This is a genomic window from Phormidesmis sp. 146-12, assembly GCF_052939495.1.
On sequence record NZ_JBJPHS010000003.1, the window covers coordinates 42,313 to 64,300 of the forward strand.

General features: G+C 49.1%; 25 protein-coding genes. 20 read left to right on the forward strand and 5 right to left on the reverse strand.

The genetic code is table 11. The features are described 5' to 3' along the window. Positions 1–297: 297 nt before the first annotated feature. The 6 genes from ACKFKF_RS02180 to ACKFKF_RS02205 all read left to right on the forward strand — a co-directional run bounded on the left by ACKFKF_RS02180 (position 298) and on the right by ACKFKF_RS02205 (position 5,108). Entirely contained in the window at positions 298–1,332 is a 1,035-nt protein-coding gene (locus tag ACKFKF_RS02180; RefSeq protein WP_446866177.1) for an XDD4 family exosortase-dependent surface protein, read from the forward strand. A 142-nt stretch (positions 1,333–1,474) separates the two neighbouring features. Then, on the forward strand, positions 1,475–1,642 hold the full coding sequence (locus ACKFKF_RS02185) for a DUF2256 domain-containing protein (RefSeq protein WP_446858473.1): 168 nt from the start codon (positions 1,475–1,477) through the stop codon (positions 1,640–1,642). Positions 1,643–1,732: 90 nt separating this feature from the next. After that, positions 1,733–2,683, forward strand: coding sequence for an isoaspartyl peptidase/L-asparaginase (locus ACKFKF_RS02190; protein WP_446866178.1), 951 nt, complete (start codon positions 1,733–1,735; stop codon positions 2,681–2,683). Between the two features lie 320 nt (positions 2,684–3,003). After that, positions 3,004–3,279: a hypothetical protein gene (locus tag ACKFKF_RS02195; protein ID WP_446866179.1), complete on the forward strand. Its 276-nt coding sequence runs from the start codon at positions 3,004–3,006 to the stop codon at positions 3,277–3,279. Positions 3,280–3,290: 11 nt separating this feature from the next. Continuing rightward, on the forward strand, positions 3,291–3,722 hold the full coding sequence (locus ACKFKF_RS02200; RefSeq protein WP_446866180.1) for an Imm30 family immunity protein: 432 nt from the start codon (positions 3,291–3,293) through the stop codon (positions 3,720–3,722). Positions 3,723–3,830: 108 nt separating this feature from the next. Next, the gene (locus ACKFKF_RS02205) at positions 3,831–5,108 is read left to right on the forward strand and encodes an ATP-binding protein (protein ID WP_446866181.1); all 1,278 of its coding nucleotides are present in this window, start codon (positions 3,831–3,833) and stop codon (positions 5,106–5,108) included. A 56-nt stretch (positions 5,109–5,164) separates the two neighbouring features. Here ACKFKF_RS02205 and glmU read toward each other — a convergent pair whose 3' ends face one another. Then, complete coding sequence (glmU, locus tag ACKFKF_RS02210) at positions 5,165–6,520, reverse strand: bifunctional UDP-N-acetylglucosamine diphosphorylase/glucosamine-1-phosphate N-acetyltransferase GlmU (RefSeq protein ID WP_446866182.1); 1,356 nt, start codon at positions 6,518–6,520, stop codon at positions 5,165–5,167. Between glmU and ACKFKF_RS02215 the strand changes: the two genes are divergently transcribed. From ACKFKF_RS02215 to obgE, 12 genes are all read left to right on the forward strand, one after another. Next, a complete protein-coding gene (locus tag ACKFKF_RS02215) occupies positions 6,477–6,866 on the forward strand; it encodes a type II toxin-antitoxin system HicA family toxin (protein ID WP_446866183.1) in 390 nt (129 codons plus the stop codon). The genes glmU and ACKFKF_RS02215 overlap by 44 nt on opposite strands. After that, a complete protein-coding gene (locus ACKFKF_RS02220) occupies positions 6,863–7,087 on the forward strand; it encodes a type II toxin-antitoxin system HicB family antitoxin (protein WP_446866184.1) in 225 nt (74 codons plus the stop codon). The genes ACKFKF_RS02215 and ACKFKF_RS02220 overlap by 4 nt, the downstream gene beginning before the upstream one ends. A gap of 130 nt (positions 7,088–7,217) precedes the next feature. Continuing rightward, complete coding sequence (glyA, locus tag ACKFKF_RS02225; RefSeq protein ID WP_446866185.1) at positions 7,218–8,501, forward strand: serine hydroxymethyltransferase; 1,284 nt, start codon at positions 7,218–7,220, stop codon at positions 8,499–8,501. 265 nt (positions 8,502–8,766) lie between these two features. Then, positions 8,767–9,810 (forward strand): glycosyltransferase family 4 protein, encoded by a 1,044-nt coding sequence (locus tag ACKFKF_RS02230; protein WP_446858481.1) that lies wholly within the window; start codon positions 8,767–8,769, stop codon positions 9,808–9,810. 186 nt (positions 9,811–9,996) lie between these two features. After that, entirely contained in the window at positions 9,997–11,289 is a 1,293-nt protein-coding gene (locus ACKFKF_RS02235; RefSeq protein ID WP_446866186.1) for a competence/damage-inducible protein A, read from the forward strand. 181 nt (positions 11,290–11,470) lie between these two features. Then, positions 11,471–11,608 carry a hypothetical protein gene (locus tag ACKFKF_RS02240; protein ID WP_446858483.1) on the forward strand — a complete coding sequence of 46 codons (138 nt, stop codon included), beginning with the start codon at positions 11,471–11,473 and terminating at the stop codon, positions 11,606–11,608. Between the two features lie 21 nt (positions 11,609–11,629). Beyond that, positions 11,630–12,073 (forward strand): type II 3-dehydroquinate dehydratase, encoded by a 444-nt coding sequence (aroQ, locus tag ACKFKF_RS02245; RefSeq protein ID WP_446866187.1) that lies wholly within the window; start codon positions 11,630–11,632, stop codon positions 12,071–12,073. Between the two features lie 111 nt (positions 12,074–12,184). Beyond that, positions 12,185–12,580 carry an allophanate hydrolase-related protein gene (locus tag ACKFKF_RS02250; RefSeq protein WP_446866188.1) on the forward strand — a complete coding sequence of 132 codons (396 nt, stop codon included), beginning with the start codon at positions 12,185–12,187 and terminating at the stop codon, positions 12,578–12,580. 42 nt (positions 12,581–12,622) lie between these two features. Next, positions 12,623–12,808, forward strand: a complete 186-nt coding sequence (locus tag ACKFKF_RS02255) for a DUF4089 domain-containing protein (protein WP_446866189.1) — start codon at positions 12,623–12,625, stop codon at positions 12,806–12,808. Then, positions 12,805–14,205 carry an AtzE family amidohydrolase gene (locus tag ACKFKF_RS02260; RefSeq protein ID WP_446866190.1) on the forward strand — a complete coding sequence of 467 codons (1,401 nt, stop codon included), beginning with the start codon at positions 12,805–12,807 and terminating at the stop codon, positions 14,203–14,205. The genes ACKFKF_RS02255 and ACKFKF_RS02260 overlap by 4 nt, the downstream gene beginning before the upstream one ends. 55 nt (positions 14,206–14,260) lie before the next feature. Further along, positions 14,261–15,220: a DUF6263 family protein gene (locus ACKFKF_RS02265; RefSeq protein WP_446866191.1), complete on the forward strand. Its 960-nt coding sequence runs from the start codon at positions 14,261–14,263 to the stop codon at positions 15,218–15,220. Positions 15,221–15,350: 130 nt separating this feature from the next. Further along, positions 15,351–16,385: a GTPase ObgE gene (obgE, locus tag ACKFKF_RS02270; RefSeq protein WP_446858489.1), complete on the forward strand. Its 1,035-nt coding sequence runs from the start codon at positions 15,351–15,353 to the stop codon at positions 16,383–16,385. 668 nt (positions 16,386–17,053) lie between these two features. Here the strand turns inward: obgE and ACKFKF_RS02275 are convergent. From ACKFKF_RS02275 to ACKFKF_RS02290, 4 genes are all read right to left on the reverse strand, one after another. After that, positions 17,054–17,929: an STAS-like domain-containing protein gene (locus ACKFKF_RS02275; RefSeq protein ID WP_446866192.1), complete on the reverse strand. Its 876-nt coding sequence runs from the start codon at positions 17,927–17,929 to the stop codon at positions 17,054–17,056. 90 nt (positions 17,930–18,019) lie between these two features. Next, positions 18,020–18,718, reverse strand: a complete 699-nt coding sequence (gene plsY / locus ACKFKF_RS02280) for a glycerol-3-phosphate 1-O-acyltransferase PlsY (RefSeq protein ID WP_446866193.1) — start codon at positions 18,716–18,718, stop codon at positions 18,020–18,022. 143 nt (positions 18,719–18,861) lie between these two features. Beyond that, entirely contained in the window at positions 18,862–19,962 is a 1,101-nt protein-coding gene (locus ACKFKF_RS02285; protein ID WP_446866194.1) for a DUF3086 domain-containing protein, read from the reverse strand. 23 nt (positions 19,963–19,985) lie between these two features. Continuing rightward, positions 19,986–20,375: a DUF3119 family protein gene (locus tag ACKFKF_RS02290; RefSeq protein WP_446866195.1), complete on the reverse strand. Its 390-nt coding sequence runs from the start codon at positions 20,373–20,375 to the stop codon at positions 19,986–19,988. 160 nt (positions 20,376–20,535) lie between these two features. Between ACKFKF_RS02290 and rph the strand changes: the two genes are divergently transcribed. Both rph and ACKFKF_RS02300 read left to right on the forward strand, forming a co-directional pair. Continuing rightward, positions 20,536–21,255 carry a ribonuclease PH gene (gene rph / locus ACKFKF_RS02295; protein ID WP_446866196.1) on the forward strand — a complete coding sequence of 240 codons (720 nt, stop codon included), beginning with the start codon at positions 20,536–20,538 and terminating at the stop codon, positions 21,253–21,255. Between the two features lie 142 nt (positions 21,256–21,397). Then, positions 21,398–21,817 carry an ATP-binding protein gene (locus tag ACKFKF_RS02300; RefSeq protein WP_446858495.1) on the forward strand — a complete coding sequence of 140 codons (420 nt, stop codon included), beginning with the start codon at positions 21,398–21,400 and terminating at the stop codon, positions 21,815–21,817. The last annotated feature ends 171 nt before the right edge of the window (positions 21,818–21,988 follow it).

Here is a 21,988-nt window from a genome sequence, read left to right on the forward strand (position 1 = left end):
AAGAAAATCAGAAATACAAGGTCAGCATCCTTAGCTTTACATAGACAAGGCCACTCAGAAGGGGCGATCGCAACGACAGAAAAGAAATAAAACCTGTTAGCTAAGTGTATATCTGTAGTTAACGACTATTTGGCATTATAAATTACACATAAGTATAGTAAATAACACGTAGTGATTTTATTAGAGCTTTCTCATTTTTAACTTAGGTGAAGACTGGATTAAGCTCGATAGAAGGGTCGGATATTCATCAATCTTTGGGTATAGATTTATACATATACTCCCAAGGTTCTGCACGCAATGTTTAAGTTCTCTCTCGCGTCAAGAGCAAGTCAGTCAATTCTCGTAGCACTCGGCTTATTTTCCGTTTTGGGAAGCGCACCAGCTTTTGCCCAAGTAAACTCGCAGACCGCATCTACTTCTTCGGTTCTATTTTCTGGCACCGACTCTGGACGATCGGCATCCGCCCTCTTTGATTTATCGAATAACGTGTTGTCGATCGCGCTCAACAATACCAGCACAGCCGATTCTCTGGTTCCCACAGACGTTTTGACGGGACTGTTTTTTGACATTGGCAATAATCTAAAGCTCAATCCCATTTCTGCACGATTGGGCAATGGTTCCAGCATCTATGGCGGTAGCTCCAACACCACAAACGTCGGCGGCGAATGGGGCTTTAACTCTAAGCTGGCGATCGGCAGTTCGAGTTACAACTACGGAATGAGCGCCGCAGGATTGGGACTTTTTGGCCCCAAAAATCGCTTCGACACCTCAGCCAATCTGTCTGGCACTGAAAACGTCGGCGGTCTAGACTATGGCATCGTGACAGCAGGTGACAACCCCACGACAGGTAATGGCGGACTCAATCGCGATTTGATTAAGGGATCTGTCGTCTTTTCCTTTGGCGTATCTGGACTTCCGGCTGGTTTTGACCTTGCCAAGGCGATCAGCAGTGTGCGTTTTCAATACGGCACCAACACGGCTGAACCAAGCTTTGCTGGAAGCATCCCGACCCCTCCCGTTGTCACTCCTCCCGTTGTCACTCCTCCGATCGCTCCTCCCGTTGTAGAACCTCCCGTTGTTCCTCCCGTCGTCATTCCTCCAGTCACCGAGCCTCCTGCTGTGAATCCTCCGGTTGTAGAGCCTCCGGTTGTGATTCCTCCGGTCACCGAGCCTCCGGTCATCATTCCTACCCCTGAGCCACCTGCTCCGAACCCAACCCCTGATGAAGAGCCTGCTACCCAGACAGTGCCCGAACCGGGTGCGATCGCTGCCATTTTGCTGGCAGGTGCCGCGATGCTCCGTTCTCGTAAATCAGTGCGAACCAACGATTAGAAACGTCTGAACAGGTGAAGCTTCGCAGCAAAACTTTTCTTCCTTGTCTCAGCTAAGAGGCAGGGGAGATTTTTTTATGAAGAATTTGCTACAGCGTTTAAGCTAGAGGAATCCAGTAACATGGCTCAATACCTTGGTCACCATGCCTCGTGCCCGCTCAAAGTCCGATTTGCCGACTAAAATTTGTCCCGTTTGTGGGCTGCCTTTCACCTGGCGCAAAAAGTGGGAAGACTGCTGGGACGATGTAAAGTACTGCTCAGAACGTTGTCGTCGTCGCAAATCTCAGGCAAAAGAAGCAAACGATTCGTGATTGGCGAACGTTGAGTTGATCCACCATCAGAGATAATGAACTGTTGATCCACCCAGCGATCGTTTGATCATTCTCTTGAGGCTTTAATTCATGACTGCAAATCGCATCCAACCCAAGCTCATTATTCACGGTGGGGCTGGCAGTTCGCTTAAGGGGAAGGGAGGCGCAGATGCGGTACGACGATCGCTCTACAAAGTTGTCGAGGACGTTTACGCGCTGCTCAAAGATGGGGCAACGGCTCAAATCGCAGTCGTACATGGCTGTCAGCTTTTAGAAGATGATCCCCGATTTAATGCGGGAACGGGTTCGGTTTTGCAGTCTGATGGTCAGATTCGCATGAGTGCTGCCCTGATGGATGGGGCGACTCAGCGATTTAGCGGTGTGATCAATACTTCGCGCGTCAAGAACCCGATCGAGCTTGCCCAATTTTTGCAAACCTCGGACGATCGCATTCTCTCTGACTTCGGTTCAGCAGAATTACTGCGCGAATTGCAACTGCCGCTCTACGACCCGATGACCGAGCTGCGTCTCAAAGAATGGATGCTGGAGCGTGAGGGCAATTTTAACAAAGCAATGGCGGGAGTTGTCGCAGAACAGGAATTAGTCAGCGAGGCCGGAAGAGGAACGATCGGGGTCGTCGTTTTAGACGGTCAGGGCAACATTGCAGCAGGCACATCCACCGGAGGCAAAGGCTTTGAGCGGATTGGACGGGTCAGCGATTCGGCCATGCCAGCCGGAAACTATGCCACGGTCAAGGCGGGCGTGAGCTGTACAGGAATTGGCGAAGACATCATTGATGAATGTTTGGCGGCCAAAATTGTGATTCGCGTTGCAGATGGCTTGTCGCTATTAGGTGCGTTTGATCGATCGATCAAAGAAGCTCATACCAACAAACGAGATTTGGGCGCGATCGGGCTAGATGCAGAGGGCGCGATCGCATGGGGCAAAACCAGCGAAGTTCTTCTTGCGGCCTACCACACAGGCGAAAAGCTGGGCGACACCCTAGAGATGTCCGAGGAAATGGGCGTTCTCTCTGTATAAAACCAAGTTGAAAAGTTGTTAAGGCTGCTGGACTTCACACTCACTCAGTCCTTTGGCTCTCTTTACGAAACGATCGTCGTATGTGTATATTGCACAACATTGCTGACTTTGTACCAAGTGAAGCGCATCAGCAAAATTTAACCCATTCTCATGCCAAAACTGCAAGACTGCGCTTGAGATAAAACCAACAGTGTATTGGAGGAAAGGGTATTTCTCAGCTACTAGAAGACGAAGGAACGGTAGGGCGGTATGGAGAGTTGCTAAAACTTGGACGCAGAGGCGATAATTTGACTCCGCATCATGTTCCATCCAATGCATACATGACAGCTAGGGTGCCGGACTATAGGCGCAACTTGGGAATTGCTATCATGATGGAGCATCCCATACCGGGTGCAGGAGGCCGTCATAGACAAACGCTTTCCTATGGGCAATCTCCAGATTTAAGTCTTCTACCCAGAGAGGTTCTTGCTAGAGAGATTCAAGATTTACGATCGCTCTATCAGCGTCAAGGAATTTATACAGGAAAGATTAGAAGCAGCTTCCGAGCAGTCATTCAAATGAATGAATTAGCTTGGACTGGAGTCTTTGCAAAGTAGGAGCATACTGTATGAGTCAAAATTCATTAATTGAGATCTTGGAAGCAAATCATTTGCTGCGATCGCCCGATGAAGTTGCCGCCTTTGAACAAACTCTGGTAAAACTTGCCCAAAATCCTGACTCTGCGAACTTGCCCAGCCTGCATCTAATTTTGGATGATGCCTGTCAGCAACCCGAAGTGATGTTTGGGTTAGTTCATTTTTTGGAGTCATTTGATGTGCAAGTGCAGTTGCAGGCATTTATTCAAGTCCTGCCTGATTTAGTTAAACGAGCGCCGGAATGGACAACCATTTTGCATTCTCGGATTATGAATGATGCAATTGCGCGATCGATTTTTGAGGAGAAGGTGCGGTCAATGAATGTTCATGAACAAGGCGCTATCCAGCTATTACTTTCATTCCTTGAAGCCAAACAGTCTTTAGCCTTGTCAAAAGTTGTATAGCCATCGGTGGATTGGTAGTCTGAAGCTTGTCTGTTGGAGTAGTGTTACGTCATCTTAATATCATTTGTTGAGTGCTAATCTAGGGTTGTTGCTACCTTTCCCAGATCCATGTCAAAGATCGATCTAGAAACTTTCGACTTAGCACAGCTTCCAAGTGCAGAAGATGGTGATTTTGAGTTCAAATCAAGTAGTACTCCACATGACGGCCTCAAGAAGAAACTAAGCTGTGCAGTGTCAGGCTTTGCAAATTCTGGGGGTGGATACTTTGTTGTCGGTGTTGATGGTAATGGAGAAGCAGACGGTGGATTACCTCTAAAAATCGGAAGGCAGGATCTGCGTGACTGGGTTGATCAAGTTGTCAAGCAAGTGAAACCAGTTCCTAAATATGATATCAAACTAATCTATGACTCAATGGGGCGAGGTACCATCCATTCAGGTTCAGCAGTTTTATTAGTTGGTATTCATGAAAGTTATGCTGGGCCGCACATGGCTCCAGATTATCACTACTACATTCGAGCGGGCGCTCATACAGAAAAAGCTAACCATTTTATCGTTGATGCTATTTGGGCTAAAAGGCACTTTTCAAAGCCACGGTTGACCCATTTATTTCGTCTAAAACCAGACAAGGAAGCAGCTATACAACTTGGGGTTCTCGCGCTTACCGATGCACCAGCAGTTGATGTCAAAATTACTCTCTCGCCTTTACCTCAAATGATCCAGCGTTACGAGAGCGTTTTTCCTCTTCAGGCATCAATTGTTGACCGAAATAATCCCTTCTTTTTTGATGTGACAACCTACTTCCAAGCCAAAGAACGTTTTGGAGAGGATGTGTATCTTGAAGTAGAGTATTACGATCTTGCTAACAATTTCTACACACACAGAACTAAAGTTGAAGTTACTGGATCAGTCCCGCCAATCTCTATTGGAAATGATAATCCTGCCAAAATAGTCAAAGCACTTGAATCGATTAACAATGTGCTAGTGCAACTTATAACTTCACGCGAGAATGTAGTTAAACCTAGCTTTGTTCTGTCCAAACCGTCAGAGAGCATATTTATAGACATTCAGAAGCGAATTCCTGAGCTTTTAGCAGAGATGAGGAATGATCTGCTTGAATACCCGTTTGCGAGAGAGTTTATTCTCACACCTAAAGGCGCAATTTATAACGGAGACCCTAATAATTTAGTTCTTTCTTACTGTTTTGAAGATCACACTTGGTTGAGGAGCAAGCTGAGAATCTTGGAGAATCAGTCCTTGATTTATGAAATTACTTACAATGGCACCCCCCGTTTTGTCATCTCTGAGGAACTTGCTGCTTATTTAATAGGCAGTCCAACAAAACAGCTTAATTTCTCCCATTTTTATCAACAACGCAACATTTCGTAGAAAGCTAATCATGCGGACAACTCAAGATTGAATTCCCTACCCACAATTACGATCGCTCACTCTTTTGACTTCAATCTCCAGCCCAGTTTGACGACTTGACGGGCACGCGCGATCGCTAGACAATCATTCGGCAAATCTTCGCTAATCGTGGAGCCTGCGGCGATCGTCACATCTTCTCCAATCGTTAAGGGTGCAATGAGGGAATTGTTCACGCCTGTTTTGCTGCGATCGCCAATCATCGTTCGATGTTTTTTCACACCGTCGTAGTTGGCTGTAATGGTGCCGCCGCCGATATTTGCTTTTGTGCCAATGGTGGCATCGCCCAGATAAGACAAATGTGCAACGTTGGTCTTATCGCCGATCGTCGTATTCTTCAATTCAACAAAGTTACCAATTCGACAATTAGAACCAACTTCTGCATGACCTTTGAGATGGGCGTAGGGGCCGATCGTCGAATCTGATTTCACCACACTATCTCGAACAACTGAAAAAAGAACGGTTGTATTTTCGCCAATATGACTGTTTTCAATTAAACTTCCCGGCCCAATATGACTTCTGGTTTGAATAATGCTATTGCCGCGTAGATGAGTTTGCGGCTCGATCACTACGTCGGGGTGTAGTTGTACTGTGTCATCGATCGTAATGCTGTCTGGATCAATTAACGTCACGCCCTGCGCCATCCAATCATCTTTGATGCGAGTTTGCAGAATGCTGTAAGCGGTGGCGAGTTGTTTGCGATCGTTAATTCCCAAAATCTCTTGATAATCTTCGACATCGACGGTCATCACAGGATTGAGATAATTCACCGCATCGGTCAGGTAATATTCTTGTTGATCATTGCGAGTCGTCAGTTTGGGCAAAACGTCTGACAAATCTGACCAGCGAAAACAATAAACTCCCGCATTCACACGACGGTTTTGCTTTTGGGCCGGACTACAATCACGATCTTCAACAATTTGGGTTAGCAGATTATTGCCGTCACAAAAAACGCGCCCATAGCCTTTAGGATTAGGAACTTGAGCCGTGAGAATCGTTGCAGCGTTGCCGTGATCTTGATGCGTCTTGAGCAACTGTTGTAACGTCTGAGGTCGCAGCAAAGGCACATCGCCATTCAAGACCAACAAATCGCCCTCAAAGCCTTCTAGATGGGGAAGCAACTGCTGAATTGCGTGTCCGGTTCCCAACTGTTGAGGCTGCTCGACAAATTCTAAGCTCGATCTCTCCCTCAGAGACTCTTGAACAAATTCGCTCCGGTAGCCTACAATCACGAGCCGCCGTGAGGGATGAATCTGTTCGGCATTGTCTAACACCCGCTCAACCAGCGATCGCGCCCCCAGTTGATGAAGGACTTTCGGCAAGTCCGATTTCATGCGCGTTCCCCGCCCCGCCGCCAGAATTGCTACCGCTACCATTGCTATCTCTGTCTGTTTACTCCGAGGAGTATACCGCGCCTGTGGAGATTGGGAGTACTGCGATCGTGACATCCAGAGAAGGCTTTACAAAGCGCTAAACTGGAGAGAAATAGAATCCTACGTGCCCAAGAAGATTCGAGAACTAAAACGTCTATTGCTGCAAGCGGGATTTGACTACCAACCCGGTAAAGGAAGTCATACCAAGTGGTTTCATCCCTTGCTACCTGGCAAACTTACCCTTTCAGGCAGGGATAGTGCGGATGCCAAGCGTTATCAGGAAGACGATGTAGACAACGCACTAAGCCGATTAGCAGAAATTAAAGGAGAACAGGAGGGTCACGAATGAATTCTCACTACACCGTCATTATCCAGTGGTCGAATGAAGATGAGTGTTATGTCGTCAGTCTGCCTGAATGGGGGGAGTTCTGTCATACACACGGTGACACCTATCAAGAGGCGATGCAGAATGCTCATGAAGTTTTAGAACTTTTGATCGACTCTGCAATTCAGAACGGCGAACCGCTTCCTGAACCTAAAACTTTTGGGCAAACCCTACAAATTGCTTGATTGAATTTTCTCTGAACTTAACGCTTTGCTATTTCAAGTCATTGACGATCGACGCTACAATCGATCACTCAGGAAGCAGACCTTCTACTGTCGCTGTACAACAAACTCATATCATTTAGGACTTTGCTCTGTGACTCAGACTAACTCAGACTTTTTGGCGAAAGCTGACCCAGCCATTGCGGAGATGATCCAGCATGAGCTACAACGTCAACGCGATCACCTCGAACTGATTGCCAGCGAAAATTTCACATCGGCGGCGGTGATGGCTGCTCAAGGGTCGGTATTGACCAACAAATACGCCGAAGGCTTGCCCACAAAGCGCTATTACGGCGGCTGTGAATTTGTCGATCGCGTCGAACAACTGACTATCGATCGGGCAAAACAACTGTTTGGAGCTGCTCACGCTAACGTTCAACCCCACTCTGGAGCGCAGGCCAACTTTGCTGTCTTTCTCTCGCTCTTGAAGCCGGGTGACACGATCATGGGCATGGACTTGTCCCACGGCGGACACCTGACGCATGGGTCTCCCGTAAATGTGTCGGGCAAATGGTTCAACGTGCAGCACTATGGCGTGAGTCAAGAAACAGAAGCGTTGGATTACGATCAGATTCGCGATCTGGCGCTCAAGCATCGTCCCAAACTGCTGATTTGTGGCTATTCTGCTTATCCCAGAATTATTCAGTTTGACAAGTTTAGAGAAATCGCTGACGAGATCGGGGCTTACCTGCTGGCAGACATCGCCCATATTGCTGGACTGGTCGCCACCGGACATCATACCAATCCGATTCCCTTCTGTGATGTGGTCACGACGACGACTCACAAAACTCTACGTGGGCCGAGAGGCGGTTTGATTCTGACTCGCGATGCTGAACTGGGCAAACAGCTTGATAAAGCAGTCTTTCCTGGCTCTCAAGGCGGCCCGCTAGAGCATGTGATTGCTGGAAAAGCGGTTGCCTTTGGGGAAGCGCTCAAGCCCGAATTCAAAACCTACTCCGGTCAGGTGATCGAGAATGCGAAGGCGATGGCGACTCAGCTTCAAAATCGTCAATTCAAGATTGTCTCTGGCGGTACAGACAATCACCTGATGCTGGTTGATTTACGATCGATCGCCATGACGGGCAAAATCGCAGATCAGTTGGTAAGTGGTGTGAATATTACTGCCAACAAAAACACGGTTCCCTTTGATCCCGAATCGCCGTTTGTCACAAGTGGGTTGCGCCTCGGCTCTCCTGCGATGACGACTAGAGGAATGGGCCCGATCGAGTTTACCGAAATTGCCAACATCATCGCCGATCGCCTCCTGTCTCCCGAAGACGATTCAGTGGCTCAGACCTGTCGGCAACGAGTCGCTGCTTTGTGCGATCGCTTCCCGCTCTATCCACATTTAGCCATTCCCGTCCCGGCGATGGTTTAGAACGGTCGATTCGGCATTGTGCGATCGCACGTTAGATCCTCCGGAGATCCAGTTTCACTCTAGGAGAAGGTAAGGGCATCAATCGGTGCCCTTTGTTTTAGGCAGACCGCTTCTACATTAGTCAATGGCACTCATCACTCACTATCAATAGAAATCCTTGACAAATCTTCCAAATTGATTGCGCTTAATAATTCTTTGCTGAGTATCATCTGAAATGTAGTAGACTCTGCCTGACAACTACTGTCCATCCTTACTGCGATTTCAGATGCCCTTTCAGTTGTATCACCTCCTCGCGTTCCTCGTTTCTGTGCTGGTTGTCCTCTGGATGACCCCGATCGTTAAAAAAATCGGCCTTCAAAGCGGACGAGTTGACTTGCCAAACGGTCGTAAGGTTCATCAGCGCCCAATGGTACGCCTGGGGGGAGTTTCGATTTTTTTTGGTGTGGTGGCTGCTTTGCTCGTCGTCTGGTGGACAGGAGGCTTCGGCGTTCTTCCTCCTGGCAAGGAATATGAAGTTTGGGGAGTGACGATCGGCGGACTTGCGTTTTTCTTAATCGGACTCGCAGACGATCTATTTAATTTGTCACCTAAGACTCGGTTAATTTTGCAAGCGATCGTCGCCAGTCTCGCCTGGAAAGCCGGAGTGCAGATTGAGTTTTTGACGAACCCGGTTGAGGGGCTGTTCCCTTTAGCGGATTGGATTAGTCTACCGATTACCGTCATTTGGCTAGTCGGAATGGCTAACGCAATGAATTGGATCGATGGGCTAGATGGGTTAGCGGCCGGAGTTTCGGGCATTGCGGCGGTTGTGATGCTGGTCACTTGCCTGTTTATGCAACAGCCTGCTGCTGCGCTGATTGCTGCTGCCCTCGCGGGCGGATGCTTAGGATTTTTGCGCTACAACTTCAATCCAGCCCAAATCTTTATGGGGGATGGCGGGGCCTATTTCATTGGCTTCACGCTGGCGGGCGTTGGCATTATTGGACTGGTGAAAAGTGTCACCACGGTTGCGGTCTTGTTGCCCTATGTGATTTTGGCGGTGCCGATTTTGGATATGTCTGCGGTGATTCTCGATCGTCTTCGTCGCGGCAAGTCTCCCTTTGTTGCTGACAAGCGTCACCTGCATCACCGTCTACTTAAAGCCGGACTTTCTCATCGGTTAGCGGTTCTGTTTATCTACTCGTTAACACTATGGGTCGGCACACTAGCCCTGGCAGTTTCAGGAATGCCCAGCGGCTTGACCTACGCCCTGGGCGCAACCGTTTTGCTCAGTCTCACGAGTTGGCAAGTTTGGCGAACCGCGAGGTGAGGGGCGGGTGAAAGATGAGGGATGAGGGATGAGGGATGAGGGATGAAAAGGAATTCTTGGTGTTGTATCAAGAAGTGCTTTTCTAATCTATGCTTCAAGAAGTCGCTAGATATCTGATTTGCTCTACTAGATGTCAGAACGTGACTCAAACGTCAAGGCCCTTTCATCCCTCATCCCTGTTTACTTATGAGTGCAGAAATTATCAGTGTCGGGACTGAGCTACTGCTGGGGGATATTCTCAACTCGAATGCTCAGTTTTTGGCGCAGGAGTTGGCTGAGTTGGGCATTCCTCACTACTATCAGACCGTGGTAGGGGATAACGTCGATCGCCTCAAACAAGCCATTTCGATCGCCAGCGATCGCGCCCAGATTCTGATTTTTACAGGAGGATTGGGGCCAACGCCGGATGATTTGACGACAGAAACGATCGCCAGTTTTTTTGATACGCCTCTGGTCGAAAGACCCGAAATCGTTGCAGACATTCAGCAAAAGTTTGCAGAACGCGGGCGTGAGATGACCGACAACAACCGCAAGCAGGCCCTACTTCCTCAAGGGGCTGAGGTTTTGCCCAACCCAGTAGGAAGTGCGCCGGGAATGATTTGGCAGGTGCGTCTTCGAGATACCCGCGACGAGTCACAGCTAACCCTATTGACCTTTCCGGGAGTGCCCGTTGAGATGCGGGAAATGTGGCAACAAACGGCGGTTCCCTTTCTCAAAACTCAGGGCTGGGGGCGGGAAATCATTGTCAGTCGCCTGCTGAAATTTTGGGGCATCTCCGAATCATCTCTAGCCGAAAAGGTCGCTGACTTCTTTGAGCTAGACAATCCTACCGTTGCGCCCTACGCCAATTTTGGAGAAGTAAAGCTGCGAGTTTCTGCTAGGGCGGCCTCATCAGAAGCCGCTCGTCAAATCATCGAACCCGTCGAACAGCAGCTATTACAAATTGGCGGACTGGACTGCTACGGCACTAATCAAGAATCACTGGCTTCTGTCGTCGGTGACCTGCTCAAAATCACCCAAACGACTCTTAGCGTCGCTGAATCCTGCACTGGGGGAGGCTTGGGGCAAATGCTGACAAGCGTTTCAGGAAGCTCTAGCTATTTTTGGGGCGGCATTATTTCTTACGACAATTCGGTTAAAGAAACCCTGTTGGGAGTTGATCCCAAGGTGCTGTCAGAATTTGGAGCCGTCAGTAATCAGGTCGCTGAACAAATGGCCGTAGGGGTACGATCGCGCCTCAATACCACCTGGGGACTTAGCATCACAGGCATTGCGGGCCCCGATGGTGGCAGCGAGACAAAACCCGTCGGATTGGTCTACATCGGATTGGCCGGCCCCGAAACCGAAGTCACGAGTTTTGCCTACCGCTTTGGCGCACGAGGACGCGACTGGGTAAGACAAGTGAGCGCCTGTACTGCTCTCGACCAACTACGCCGCAAATTGTTAACAGAACCTTTACCTGAGAGAGATCCTTCTTGATCTCTGGGGATCATTCGTTATGATTGAAGTAGGCATCGGAAAATTTACAGGGATGACCCTTGGCTTTCCGGTTTTCCCCTGTTAAGATCTAGTTAGATTTCTGTAAAGTATTAGTATTGTCTGAGTCAAGCTTGGGCAATCCTGAAGAAGTCCAAGCGATATCGAAGGAGCTGTCAGTTCAATGGACTACATTGAAAAGGTGCTGGAAAAGTTAAAGGAAATGACCCGCAGACTGATTGAAGCGCTGCTAGGGCCAGAAGTTCAGCCAGAAATGGAACCAATCCCGATTCCTGTAAACGATCCCCAGCGTCGTCGGTAATATTCCGTTCTGACAGATCAGTTGCACAATATTTTGGTTCTCCACGGGCCGAACTTAAATCTTCTGGGTAAACGAGAGCCAGGAATTTATGGGTCAGTCACGCTGGAGCAAATTAATCAAATGCTTGATCGCGAGTCTCAAGCCCTGCAAGCGACCATTCTAGCGCTGCAATCGAACCATGAAGGCGTTTTGATTGATGCGATTCATGAAGCGATCGGTCAGCATCAGGGTCTCTTGATCAATGCAGGTGCCTACACGCACACGAGTATTGGGCTGAGGGATGCGATCGCCGCCGTCAACCTTCCTACGGTTGAGGTTCATCTCAGCAACATCTATAAGCGTGAAGCCTTCCGTCATCATTCCTACATTGCTCCCGTTGCGATCGGTCAGATCAGCGGGTTTGGTGCCGAAAGTTACCGTTTAGGCTTACACGCCCTGGTAAATTACCTCAAGCAGTCTCTATAGTTCAATCAAGAAATTTTAGTTTTTTAAGTAGATTTTTAAGTAGAGACGTTGGCAGCAGCGTCTTTCTTTGTTTTTACAGTTTGTTTTTGAAAGCTACTTCTGCAAGGTGCGATGGAAAACACAGTCTATCTGGCAGTCAACGGTACTCTGATGAGAGGGCTAGAACTCAACCAAAACCTGCACTCAATTGGGGCAACCTTTGTGCGAGAAACTTCGACTGAAGCGGCTTATCGAGTCTGGTCGATCGGCGATCGTCATCCCGCAATGCTAAAAGTGTCTCAGGAAGGCGTGTCTGTTGCGGTTGAGGTGTGGGCGGTTCCTGTCGGTGGACTGAGTACGCTGCTAATCTCAGAGCCGCCTGGACTGTGTATTGGCAAGGTCAAGTTATCTGATGGGGAGGAGGTTCTGGGAGTGCTGGGCGAACCCTTTCTTTGTGAAGGTGAGCAAGAAATCACTCAATGGGGTGGCTGGCGAGCTTATATAGAACGCGACTTACAGCACGATTAAGACGAATGGCAAGCCTGATGTTTGTGGTGTGATGAAACGGTTATGACAGACAAGATAAACTCGGCAGAATATGTCGATCTGATGGCAGCCGTGGTCGGTTTGCCCCTTAATCCAGACTATCGATCGGGTGTAATCGCCAACTTTGAACGAATTCAAACGATCGCTCAACTGGTGATGGAGTTTCCTCTTCCCGAAACGGTGGAAGCTGCTCCGGTGTTTGAGCCATGAATTACGCCAATCTGGACGCAACTCAAATTTCTGAATTGGTGCGATCGCGACAAGTGTCTGCAAAAACGATCGTATCTGAAGCGCTGGCTCGCATTGCCAATCTTGACAAACTTTACAACTGTTTCACCACGGTTTTGGCGGAGTCGGCTTTGCAAGAGGCAGAACGGGTGGATGAAGCGATCGCCGATGGAAAAGATCCAGGCATCCTGGCGGGTGTGCCGTTTGCGGTCAAGGATTTGTTTGACATTGCTGGAGTGACGACGCTGGCAGGTTCTAAGATTAATGCCGAAAGACCGCCTGCGTCTCAAGATGCCGCTTTGGTGGCGCGACTCAAGCAAGTGGGAGCCATTCTGATCGGTGGCTTGAATATGGATGAGTACGCCTACGGGTTCACTACCGAAAATTCTCACTATGGCCCGGCTCACAATCCTCATAACTTAGAACGGATGACGGGCGGATCTTCGGGGGGATCGGCGGCCGCGATCGCCTCTGGTTTGGTGCCGATTACCCTGGGATCAGATACCAATGGCTCGATTCGCGTGCCGTCTGCTCTGTGCGGGATTTTTGGTCTGAAGCCGACTTATGGACGACTGTCTCGATCGGGTGCGTATCTATTTTCTAGCAGCTTTGACCACTTGGGGCCGTTTGCGCGATCGGTTCGTGACATCGCCACGGTTTTTGATCTGCTGCAAGGAGAAGATCCCAGCGACCCAGTTTGCACAAAGCGTCCTCCTGACTTGTGCGCCCCGGAGTTGGCGAAGGGAACAGACGGATTGAGGATTGCCGTTGCGGACGATTATTTTGCCAGAGGTGCCCAGCCTGAAGTGTTTGCCGCCGTCGAAAAAGTGGCGCAGGCGTTGGGTGTGACTCGACGGGTGACGATTCCAGAAGCACATCGGGCTAGATCTGCGGCGTTTGTGATTACCTCCTGTGAAGGGGCAAATTTACACTTTGCTGATCTAAAAAGCCGCCCTCAAGACTTTGACGAAGCAACGCGCGATCGCTTTTTGGCCGGCTGTCTCGTCCCCGGCACCTGGTATCAGCAAGCTCAACGATTTCGCAGTTGGTATCGCGATCGCGTGCGTGAACTCTTTCAAGATGTGGATGTTATTCTGGCTCCCACAACTCCTTGTGCGGCTCCGCTGATCGGACAGGAACACATTGAATTAGATCACGTCAAAGTGCTTACCCGTCCCAATTTGGGGATGTTTACTCAACCGCTTTCTTTTATTGGGTTGCCGATCATTTCGGTGCCGATTCAGCGATCGGGTCAGTTACCGTTGGGTGTGCAGATTGTGGCGGCTCCCTACAACGAAGCTTTGATTTTGCGGGTAGCTTCCGAATTGGAGGCACAAGGAATTGTTTCTGCTCCTGTGGTGGGTCAGTCCGTAAAATGAAAACCATCCATTCCCAAAGTCGGGAGTCTAGAATCACTTAATTTCTCATCTCTTTATGAAAAAAACAGTCGTTGTGGGTTCCTTGCTGATGTTGACGATCGGGCTTGGCGCAAAGCCCTTCATTCCTGCGGTGTCGGCTAAACCGAATACGATCGCCCAAGCTGCGAAGCCTACCGTCACCCCGCCCAAAATAGAATTGTTGACTCCGGGGGCACAGCCTCAGCAACCCTTGCGATTTAAGCCGATCGTCAACCAAAAAGAAACGGCAACCATGACGCTCAACATGGACATGAAGATGTCGTTTGGCGGCAACTCCATTCCTTCAAAGCTCCCCTCGACTGTGATGAAGATGGAAACTGTGGTGACAAAAGTTGATGCCAATGGCGATATTCACTACAGCTTTCGCTACACCGATGTCGATCTGATGGACAATGCGTCTCTGCCGCCTGCGGTGATCAAGCAACTGCGCGAACAGATGAAGCGGATGGTTGGGCTGAGTGGCTCATTTGTGGTTAACGATCGCGGTCAAACCAAGTCAGGCAATTTCGTAATTCCACCGGGGATTGATAGCAGAACTCGCCAAATGTTGGAGCAGATGTCTCAGTCGCTCGATCAATTTTCTTCCCCCTTGCCGGATGTGGCGGTAGGAGTGGGTGCCCAATGGCGAGTCGCAATGCCCATGACTCTAAATGGAGTTGCTGTCAACCAGACCGCAAACTATGAGCTAGTCAGTCTAAAAGATGGCGTGGCAACCCTAAAAGTTGCCCTGGTGCAGCAGGCAAATCCTCAAAAGCTCATGACTCCTGGAATGCCCAAAGGCGTAGAGATGACGCTCAAATCTCTCAATTCCACTGGACAAGGACAGACAATGCTTCGGCTCGATCGCCTTCTGCCCACCGATTCGAGTATTTCGCTCACCTCAAATGCCCAGATGCAAACCACCAATCCGCGATCGACTCAACCGATGACGATCGGCACCGAAACCCAAATGGAAATGACCTTCGGCTCAAAATAGCATTCTGTACGAACTGCGTCCTTCCCAAGAATCTCTTTAATTGACTTATAATGGGCCTTCCCTGAATTTGTCTGAGTTCAACTGACCAGCGGCTCAGGCTAAGATCAAAATAAAGGGATTGAGAGCGGTCATGCAATTTATCGATCAGGCAGAAATTCAAGTGCAGGCGGGGGATGGAGGCGATGGGATTGTCGCCTTTCGTCGCGAAAAGTATGTGCCTGCGGGTGGCCCGTCGGGTGGCAACGGTGGACGAGGCGGTTCGATCATTTTTAAGGCGGAAGCAAACCTGCAAACCCTACTGGACTTCCGCTATAGCCGTTTGTTTAAGGCAGAAAATGGTCAGCGGGGCGGCAGCAACAATAAAACAGGCGCATCGGGCGATGATTTGATGATTGAAGTTCCCTGTGGCACCGTGATTTATGATGCCGAATGCGATCGTATCATCGGTGACTTGACCAACCCAGGCGAAACGCTGCTAATCGCGCAAGGGGGACGAGGCGGATTGGGCAATCATTGTTTTTTGAGCAACCGCAACCGCGCCCCCGAAAATGCCTTCCCAGGACAGCCCGGCGAAAACCGCTTCTTGAGACTAGAGTTAAAACTGCTGGCAGAAGTTGGCATTATTGGCTTGCCCAACGCCGGAAAATCGACGCTCATTTCTGCGCTGTCTGCGGCTCGTCCCAAAATTGCTGATTATCCCTTCACGACGCTGGTTCCCAATCTGGGTGTCGTCAGAAAGCCCACGGGAGACGGAACGGTATTTGCGGACATTCCTGGACTGATTGAAGGGGCGCACACGGGCGCAGGTTTGGGTCACGACTTTTTGCGACACATTGAGCGAACTCGGTTGCTCTTGCATTTAGTAGACGCGACTTCTGAAACGGCGATCGCCGACTACCAAACTATCCAACAAGAACTCAAAGCCTACGGACGAGGATTAAGCGATCGCCCTCAAATTCTCGCCCTCAACAAAATTGACGCAGTAGACGACGAAGACTTGCAGGCACTCCTCACTGAATTTCAACAGTTGACTCAAGCTACAGTTTTTACGATCTCGGCCGTCACCCGCGCCAATTTAGACACCCTTCTCAATCAAGTTTGGCAAGGATTGGATGCCATTCAAGCCGCAGAAAAAGCTGAGTTAGAAGTGTTGGTCGGTGGGTAGAGAGGGGAGCGATCGCCTTTTCGGGAGCGACTCTCTCTATAAGAGTTTGCAAGAGCTTGCAGAACGGGATGGTATTTCTATTGATCAATTCATCTCAACAACAGTTGCAGAGAAGATTGCTGCATCAATCGATCGCGATTTAGAGGAATTGTCACAACGAGGTAGCCGAGCAAACTATGATGCAGTTTTAACGTGAATTCGATGAGGTTTTTTTGCTTCGTTCTTCAGCGCTTCTGCCCCCCAACCCCCCAAAATTGGGGGACTTTCAGACAAGATCTTGGGTTCAAAGTCCCTCACTCGTGGGGGATTTAGGGGGTTGCCTGGATTCACAACCGCAGCGAAAGATTTCATCGAATTCACGTCAGTTTTAGCAGAAGTGTCTGACGTTGAGCCAGAACCTTGTGACCAGTTAGTTACCGCTGGACTAAGGAGTGCATTCACTGTGGTGTAAAAAACTTGGCATTGCTGAATCCGGTCTAAATCGTCGAGATTGAAAGTCCGGAAGTCCCCTCGAATTGCAGGATTGGGAGGCAAATTCATACCATCCTTCAGCAATGCCAAAAATTCAATAAACCTTGAATAACATAATCTAACATTCTACCGAACGCTATGCTGTTGCGCGAGATGTTTGATTAGTTGAGATGAATGACAACGAGTAAATAGGGTCGCTACATTGTAGAAGCGCTCTCTGCTCTGCTAATCATTTGTGCAACTTCTTTGTTGGTGTTTAGACTCATGATCTCCATCTCTGGATGTTGTCTCTTAAACACGCGAAAAACTTCATCTGCAAATGCTTGTCCGATCGCTTCCACATCAGAGAAATCAAAAATAACCACTTTGAACTTATCAACTCCTGTTACTAGCCTTTTGGCTTGAGATCGTGATACTAATCTTTCATCTCCATATTGAGCTAGACGCACAGGAACGACTGTTTTTGTAAATGCATAATCGTCACCTGATGAGAAGTTATCAAATACTTGTTTTGAACTTCTCGACGTGTTGTTATTGAGCTTCATGGAAACGATCGTTCCAGGGATGAGATTACGTCGCTCTAAAATCCAATCTTCTGATTCATTGAATTCGTGAGAAAAATAGACATTGCCAGAGAAGATATTAAACTCGTCAAACATTCGTGATGTAAAAAAGATGCCTTGACCACTATGCCGCTCTGGGTCAGTTGTCAGTTTACCCTTGGCTAGTTCAAGTACTGCATGACGCTCATCATTGAGGTGTAACGCTCTCTGAATCTTCTTAAAAATTCCTTCTCCATCGTCACAGATGATGATTTCAGTATCAACTGCTGTTTTCTTGACTTGAATACTCACTTCTGTACCGGATGAGTGATCAATGGCATTGTTCAGCATCTTAGAACCTTTAACCACGATCGCGTTTTGCTTAACTAAAAGTTGAATATGTTTGTTAACGGCTTGTCTAGTAATGCCAAATTCTTGAGAGGTTAAAGTGGCAACATCCTCTGGATGATCTTCTACATTCATCAAGATAAACTGACGAATCTGTTCACCGCGCTTACGAGCCTTTACCACTAGCGCTTATTTCTCCTGAGTGTCAACCTTTGCTCTCTTTATAGTCAACCTTACATTCTGTATCGTCAACTTTTTGACTAGCAGAGTGTTTTAATTCTCTAGTCCCACATCGCCTTCTGACGGTTGAGAAATCTTTTCCCCTAATCGAGGTTCTGTCCCGGCTAACAGACGTTGAATGTTGGTGCGATGTCGCCAGATGACATAGAAACCACCCGCGATCGCAAACAACCCATAAGCTAATGGCTGACCCAACACAACCATCATCACCATAACGGCTAGGGCACCTGCGATCGAGCTAATCGATACAATTCGAGTGATTGCCAAACTCAACGCAAACACGCCCAGCGTACTCAACCCAACTCGCCAATCCATCGCCAACAACACGCCCAAACTCGTTGCGACTGACTTGCCACCTGTGAAGTTGAGCCACACCGATTTACTATGACCCAAGAGTGCCAGAAGTCCCGCCAGCGTCACGATCCAGGGCTGCCAGTTGGCGAGATTTACATCGACGATCTTGGTGTAGTACAACCATCCGGGGAGGTGCGTGAAAGCGAATTGAACGGCGGCGATCGCCAGCGCTCCCTTGCCAATATCGACCAGTAAAACAAAGGCTGCCGGAAGTTTTCCCACAGTTCGCAAAACATTCGTCGCCCCCGTTGACCCTGATCCTTCTTGCCGAATGTCAATGCCTTTAGCCACTCGCCCGACCCAGTAGCCTGTCGGAGTCGAACCCAGCAGATAAGCGAGAATGAGCAGCAGTCCGTTGTTGATGTACCAGGGAAGCATGGGAGGGATGAGGGATGAAGGATGAGGGATGAGAAGCTTGGTGGAAGAATGCAGGTTTATCTCTTACTAGCATCAACCAGTTTGGAGCTTATGAATTAAAACTCATGGATGACCAATTCGTTCTTTCACCTTTTCTTTCACGTTTAGTAAAGATAGGTCTGTTGCATCTGTTGAGGACTGGGCGCAAAGGCGATCCACATCGGAAATTGCAGCATTGCGAGGCTGATCAGTTCTTCGGTTTCGTCGATCACGATCAAGGGCAGTAGACCGTCTTTGACAAAGCGATCGGCTTTCAATGCCAACGGTTCGGGAGTCTCAAACAGGGTGAGGCCGCGATCGCTGCCAAAATCACTGCGCGACACACCGAGACAATCTTGTAGCCCGCGTCGCCATTCGCCCAATCGCTCTGGAGAGTTGGCGAGAATTAAGGTACGAAGGCGATCGCCATAGAGGTTGTACAAAATCGAAATCGCTGCTGAAGCCACCAGAATGTTTTGTAGCCGCGAACCCATTGTCCGAACGGCTCCTCGACCACCCTGAGTCAAAAACCAGTTAGACACTCGCTCGGCGTGAATTGGCTCAAAGGTGCGGCGTAGCTTCCAGACGGGGCCATAGTAGTCGGGCTGATTGCGAAACTGATCGATCAAACTGCGAATCTTTTGCGTCTGATCTTGAAAACTCTGGTCAGCAAATTTGGGAGTAGAGGAACGCCCTCTTGACGATGACTCGAAAGGATCGCTCTTCTTCTCAACTGCCGGAATGACTTGTTCGGGTGCTTCTGGAATCTGCAATTCTAACTGTTCTGCGGCCAAGGCAAGATCCTGTAAACTGCCCACCAGATAGTCTTTGAAGCTCTGGACGCGAATGGCGATTTCTTGAGATGAGCCAGCAAACGTCGTCCGCATCTCGTTGCGAATTCGTTCTTGACGGCGTTCTAGCTGATCGACCGAGACCTGCAACGTTTGGCGACGGCGTTCTAGATCACTCAGCCCATCTTTAACCAGCTTGCTCAAAACAGACTGTGCCTCTGAGATTTGGGCTTGCAGTTGGTCACGGGTCGATCGCAGCGCCGCAATTTCTCTTTCTAACTCAGCCGTTTGCAGTGCGCTGGTTTCCTGAGAAGCGTCTGGCTCGGCTGGCTTGCTCACCAATCCCAAATCAGGCAAAGGCTGTAAATTTTCGGCAGCGTCGATTGCAGAATCTTCATCGTCTGGCATTTGGGGCGGAAACTCATCAGAATTCATAGCAGACCAGGGAGTAGGGAAAGTCAGGAAACAGAACTTTTAGGAAATCGTTGCTCTAAAACAGGGCGAAGGGTTTTGGGATCAAAAATAATCGGCAGAAAGTGGATACTGTTGACTTCTTTGAAGTAGAAGAGAATCGGGACGGGAGACCAAAAAATCTCCCAATTTTGCCAATCTCGATAAGGGAATCGACGAATCAGCTTATCACCTCTAAAGATGTCGAGATCCGTCGGCGTAAATTTTAGGCGCAGCGTCACCGCCTGAATCATCAAAAACAGCCCAAACAGTCCGATCGCCAGCGCCACCCAGACCTGAACCCACACAATCGCAATCGCCGCCAACACCAGCACGATCGGAATGTTGTAGCTCGGAGCCAGCTCGACGGTTTGATCCGACGCAAAAGAGGCAGTCATAGCGTTTCTCCCACTACTTACGGCACTCTATTTATTCTAAAGACCAATGGCGATCGCAGAGAAATTCTGAAGAAAATAGGGAGATGACGCGAAGGGGGAAGGGCAAAGGGTGAAATAAAGATTCGATCTTCTTCCAGATCTGACTTTTTGAGGCTTCTCTATGACATGGCAGCGTCCCGATGGCCGACGACCCGATCAACTGCGTCCCGTTTTGTTTGAGCGCAGGTTTACCAAGTTTGCGGCGGGGTCGGTGTTGGCAAAGTGTGGAGAAACTCAAGTGCTGTGTACGGTGACGATTCAGCCCAGGGTGCCGCGATTTTTGGTGGGCAAAGGTCAGGGTTGGTTGACCGCAGAATATCGGATGTTGCCCGGTGCCACGCCCGAACGTCAGGAACGAGAGTTTCTCAAACTGTCTGGCCGGACTCAAGAAATTCAGCGCTTGATTGGGCGAAGTTTGCGTTCAACCTTGGATATGGAAGCTCTAGGAGAACGTACCCTGACGATCGATGCCGATGTGCTGCAAGCCGATGCCGGGACGCGCACAACTGCCATTACAGGCGGATTTGTTGCCCTGCAAGACGCGATCGACCAGCTACTCAAACAGGGAGAACTGGAGCGATCGCCGATTATTCATCAAGTGGCTGCCGTCTCGGTTGGCTTACTCGAAGGGGAACCGTTTCTTGACCTGGACTACACCGAAGATGTGACAGCCGAAGTGGATTGCAATGTGGTGATGAACGAGTCGCTTAACGTGATCGAAGTGCAAGGCACCGCCGAGTCGGGGAGCTTTAGTCGGACGCAGTTAGATCAAATTATGAACTTCGCTGAGAAGGGGATTCAAGACTTGCTAGAATTGCAGCGTCAGACCTATCAGCCGTAATGTTTCTGACCTGATTCAAACTTAGGAATTCCTGCAATTTTGGCTATAGATCTCTGGTTTCTCTCTGCAAAAACCTATCAGATAGGAACCAGCCGTTTTGTTCTTGATGACTTTACTTGACAATTCTTGATTGAGTTTGAGCATGTCTTACCAAGACCATCTAACGGTTAACAGTGACCTCACCGTCCTCAATCATGTGCAGAGGTGGTTTGAGCAGTTTTGGCACCAGCATAATTCTCAATTGACCTGGCGTGATAGTCAGCTTTATCGGTTGAATCTGGCCCTTGCCGAAGGATTCACGAATGCGGTTCGTCATGCTCATTGTGGGCTGTCTTCCGAAACGTCGATCGAAATCGAAGTCGCCCAACACGACGATCGCACCGAAATTCGCATCTGGGACTGGGGACAACCCTTTGACCCTACCCACCTCGAAGAACCCGAACCCGGCACCCTCAGAGAAGGCGGCTACGGCTGGTTTCTACTCCGACGACTCGCTGATCGCGTCACCTACGATCGTCAGGGACAACGAAACTGTCTACTGATCGTCAAATATACAAACTGATTACAAACTGATTACAGCTAAGAAAAGTCGTGACTTCATTTCACGCCTCACCCCTCACGCCTCACTCCTCACTAGAAACGTTAAGCTAGACTTGGTAGAGCATTCCAGCAGACAAAAGGCAAGTGGAAATGATGAAAGGTCGGACTAAGGCAGTGACAAGTCGGAATCCTC

Coding starts and splice junctions, on each gene's coding strand:
- ACKFKF_RS02240 (WP_446858483.1), top strand. CDS start 11,471: ATGGACTACATTGAAAAGGTGCTGGAAAAGTTAAAGGAAATGACCCGC.
- ACKFKF_RS02215 (WP_446866183.1), top strand. CDS start 6,477: ATGCGCGTTCCCCGCCCCGCCGCCAGAATTGCTACCGCTACCATTGCT.
- glmU (WP_446866182.1), bottom strand. CDS start 6,520: ATGGTAGCGGTAGCAATTCTGGCGGCGGGGCGGGGAACGCGCATGAAA.
- obgE (WP_446858489.1), top strand. CDS start 15,351: ATGCAATTTATCGATCAGGCAGAAATTCAAGTGCAGGCGGGGGATGGA.
- ACKFKF_RS02220 (WP_446866184.1), top strand. CDS start 6,863: ATGAATTCTCACTACACCGTCATTATCCAGTGGTCGAATGAAGATGAG.
- ACKFKF_RS02205 (WP_446866181.1), top strand. CDS start 3,831: ATGTCAAAGATCGATCTAGAAACTTTCGACTTAGCACAGCTTCCAAGT.
- ACKFKF_RS02200 (WP_446866180.1), top strand. CDS start 3,291: ATGAGTCAAAATTCATTAATTGAGATCTTGGAAGCAAATCATTTGCTG.
- ACKFKF_RS02250 (WP_446866188.1), top strand. CDS start 12,185: ATGGAAAACACAGTCTATCTGGCAGTCAACGGTACTCTGATGAGAGGG.
- ACKFKF_RS02255 (WP_446866189.1), top strand. CDS start 12,623: ATGACAGACAAGATAAACTCGGCAGAATATGTCGATCTGATGGCAGCC.
- ACKFKF_RS02195 (WP_446866179.1), top strand. CDS start 3,004: ATGACAGCTAGGGTGCCGGACTATAGGCGCAACTTGGGAATTGCTATC.
- ACKFKF_RS02290 (WP_446866195.1), bottom strand. CDS start 20,375: ATGACTGCCTCTTTTGCGTCGGATCAAACCGTCGAGCTGGCTCCGAGC.
- ACKFKF_RS02180 (WP_446866177.1), top strand. CDS start 298: ATGTTTAAGTTCTCTCTCGCGTCAAGAGCAAGTCAGTCAATTCTCGTA.
- ACKFKF_RS02235 (WP_446866186.1), top strand. CDS start 9,997: ATGAGTGCAGAAATTATCAGTGTCGGGACTGAGCTACTGCTGGGGGAT.
- ACKFKF_RS02300 (WP_446858495.1), top strand. CDS start 21,398: ATGTCTTACCAAGACCATCTAACGGTTAACAGTGACCTCACCGTCCTC.
- ACKFKF_RS02230 (WP_446858481.1), top strand. CDS start 8,767: ATGCCCTTTCAGTTGTATCACCTCCTCGCGTTCCTCGTTTCTGTGCTG.
- ACKFKF_RS02185 (WP_446858473.1), top strand. CDS start 1,475: ATGCCTCGTGCCCGCTCAAAGTCCGATTTGCCGACTAAAATTTGTCCC.
- rph (WP_446866196.1), top strand. CDS start 20,536: ATGACATGGCAGCGTCCCGATGGCCGACGACCCGATCAACTGCGTCCC.
- plsY (WP_446866193.1), bottom strand. CDS start 18,718: ATGCTTCCCTGGTACATCAACAACGGACTGCTGCTCATTCTCGCTTAT.
- ACKFKF_RS02285 (WP_446866194.1), bottom strand. CDS start 19,962: ATGAATTCTGATGAGTTTCCGCCCCAAATGCCAGACGATGAAGATTCT.
- ACKFKF_RS02190 (WP_446866178.1), top strand. CDS start 1,733: ATGACTGCAAATCGCATCCAACCCAAGCTCATTATTCACGGTGGGGCT.
- ACKFKF_RS02265 (WP_446866191.1), top strand. CDS start 14,261: ATGAAAAAAACAGTCGTTGTGGGTTCCTTGCTGATGTTGACGATCGGG.
- ACKFKF_RS02260 (WP_446866190.1), top strand. CDS start 12,805: ATGAATTACGCCAATCTGGACGCAACTCAAATTTCTGAATTGGTGCGA.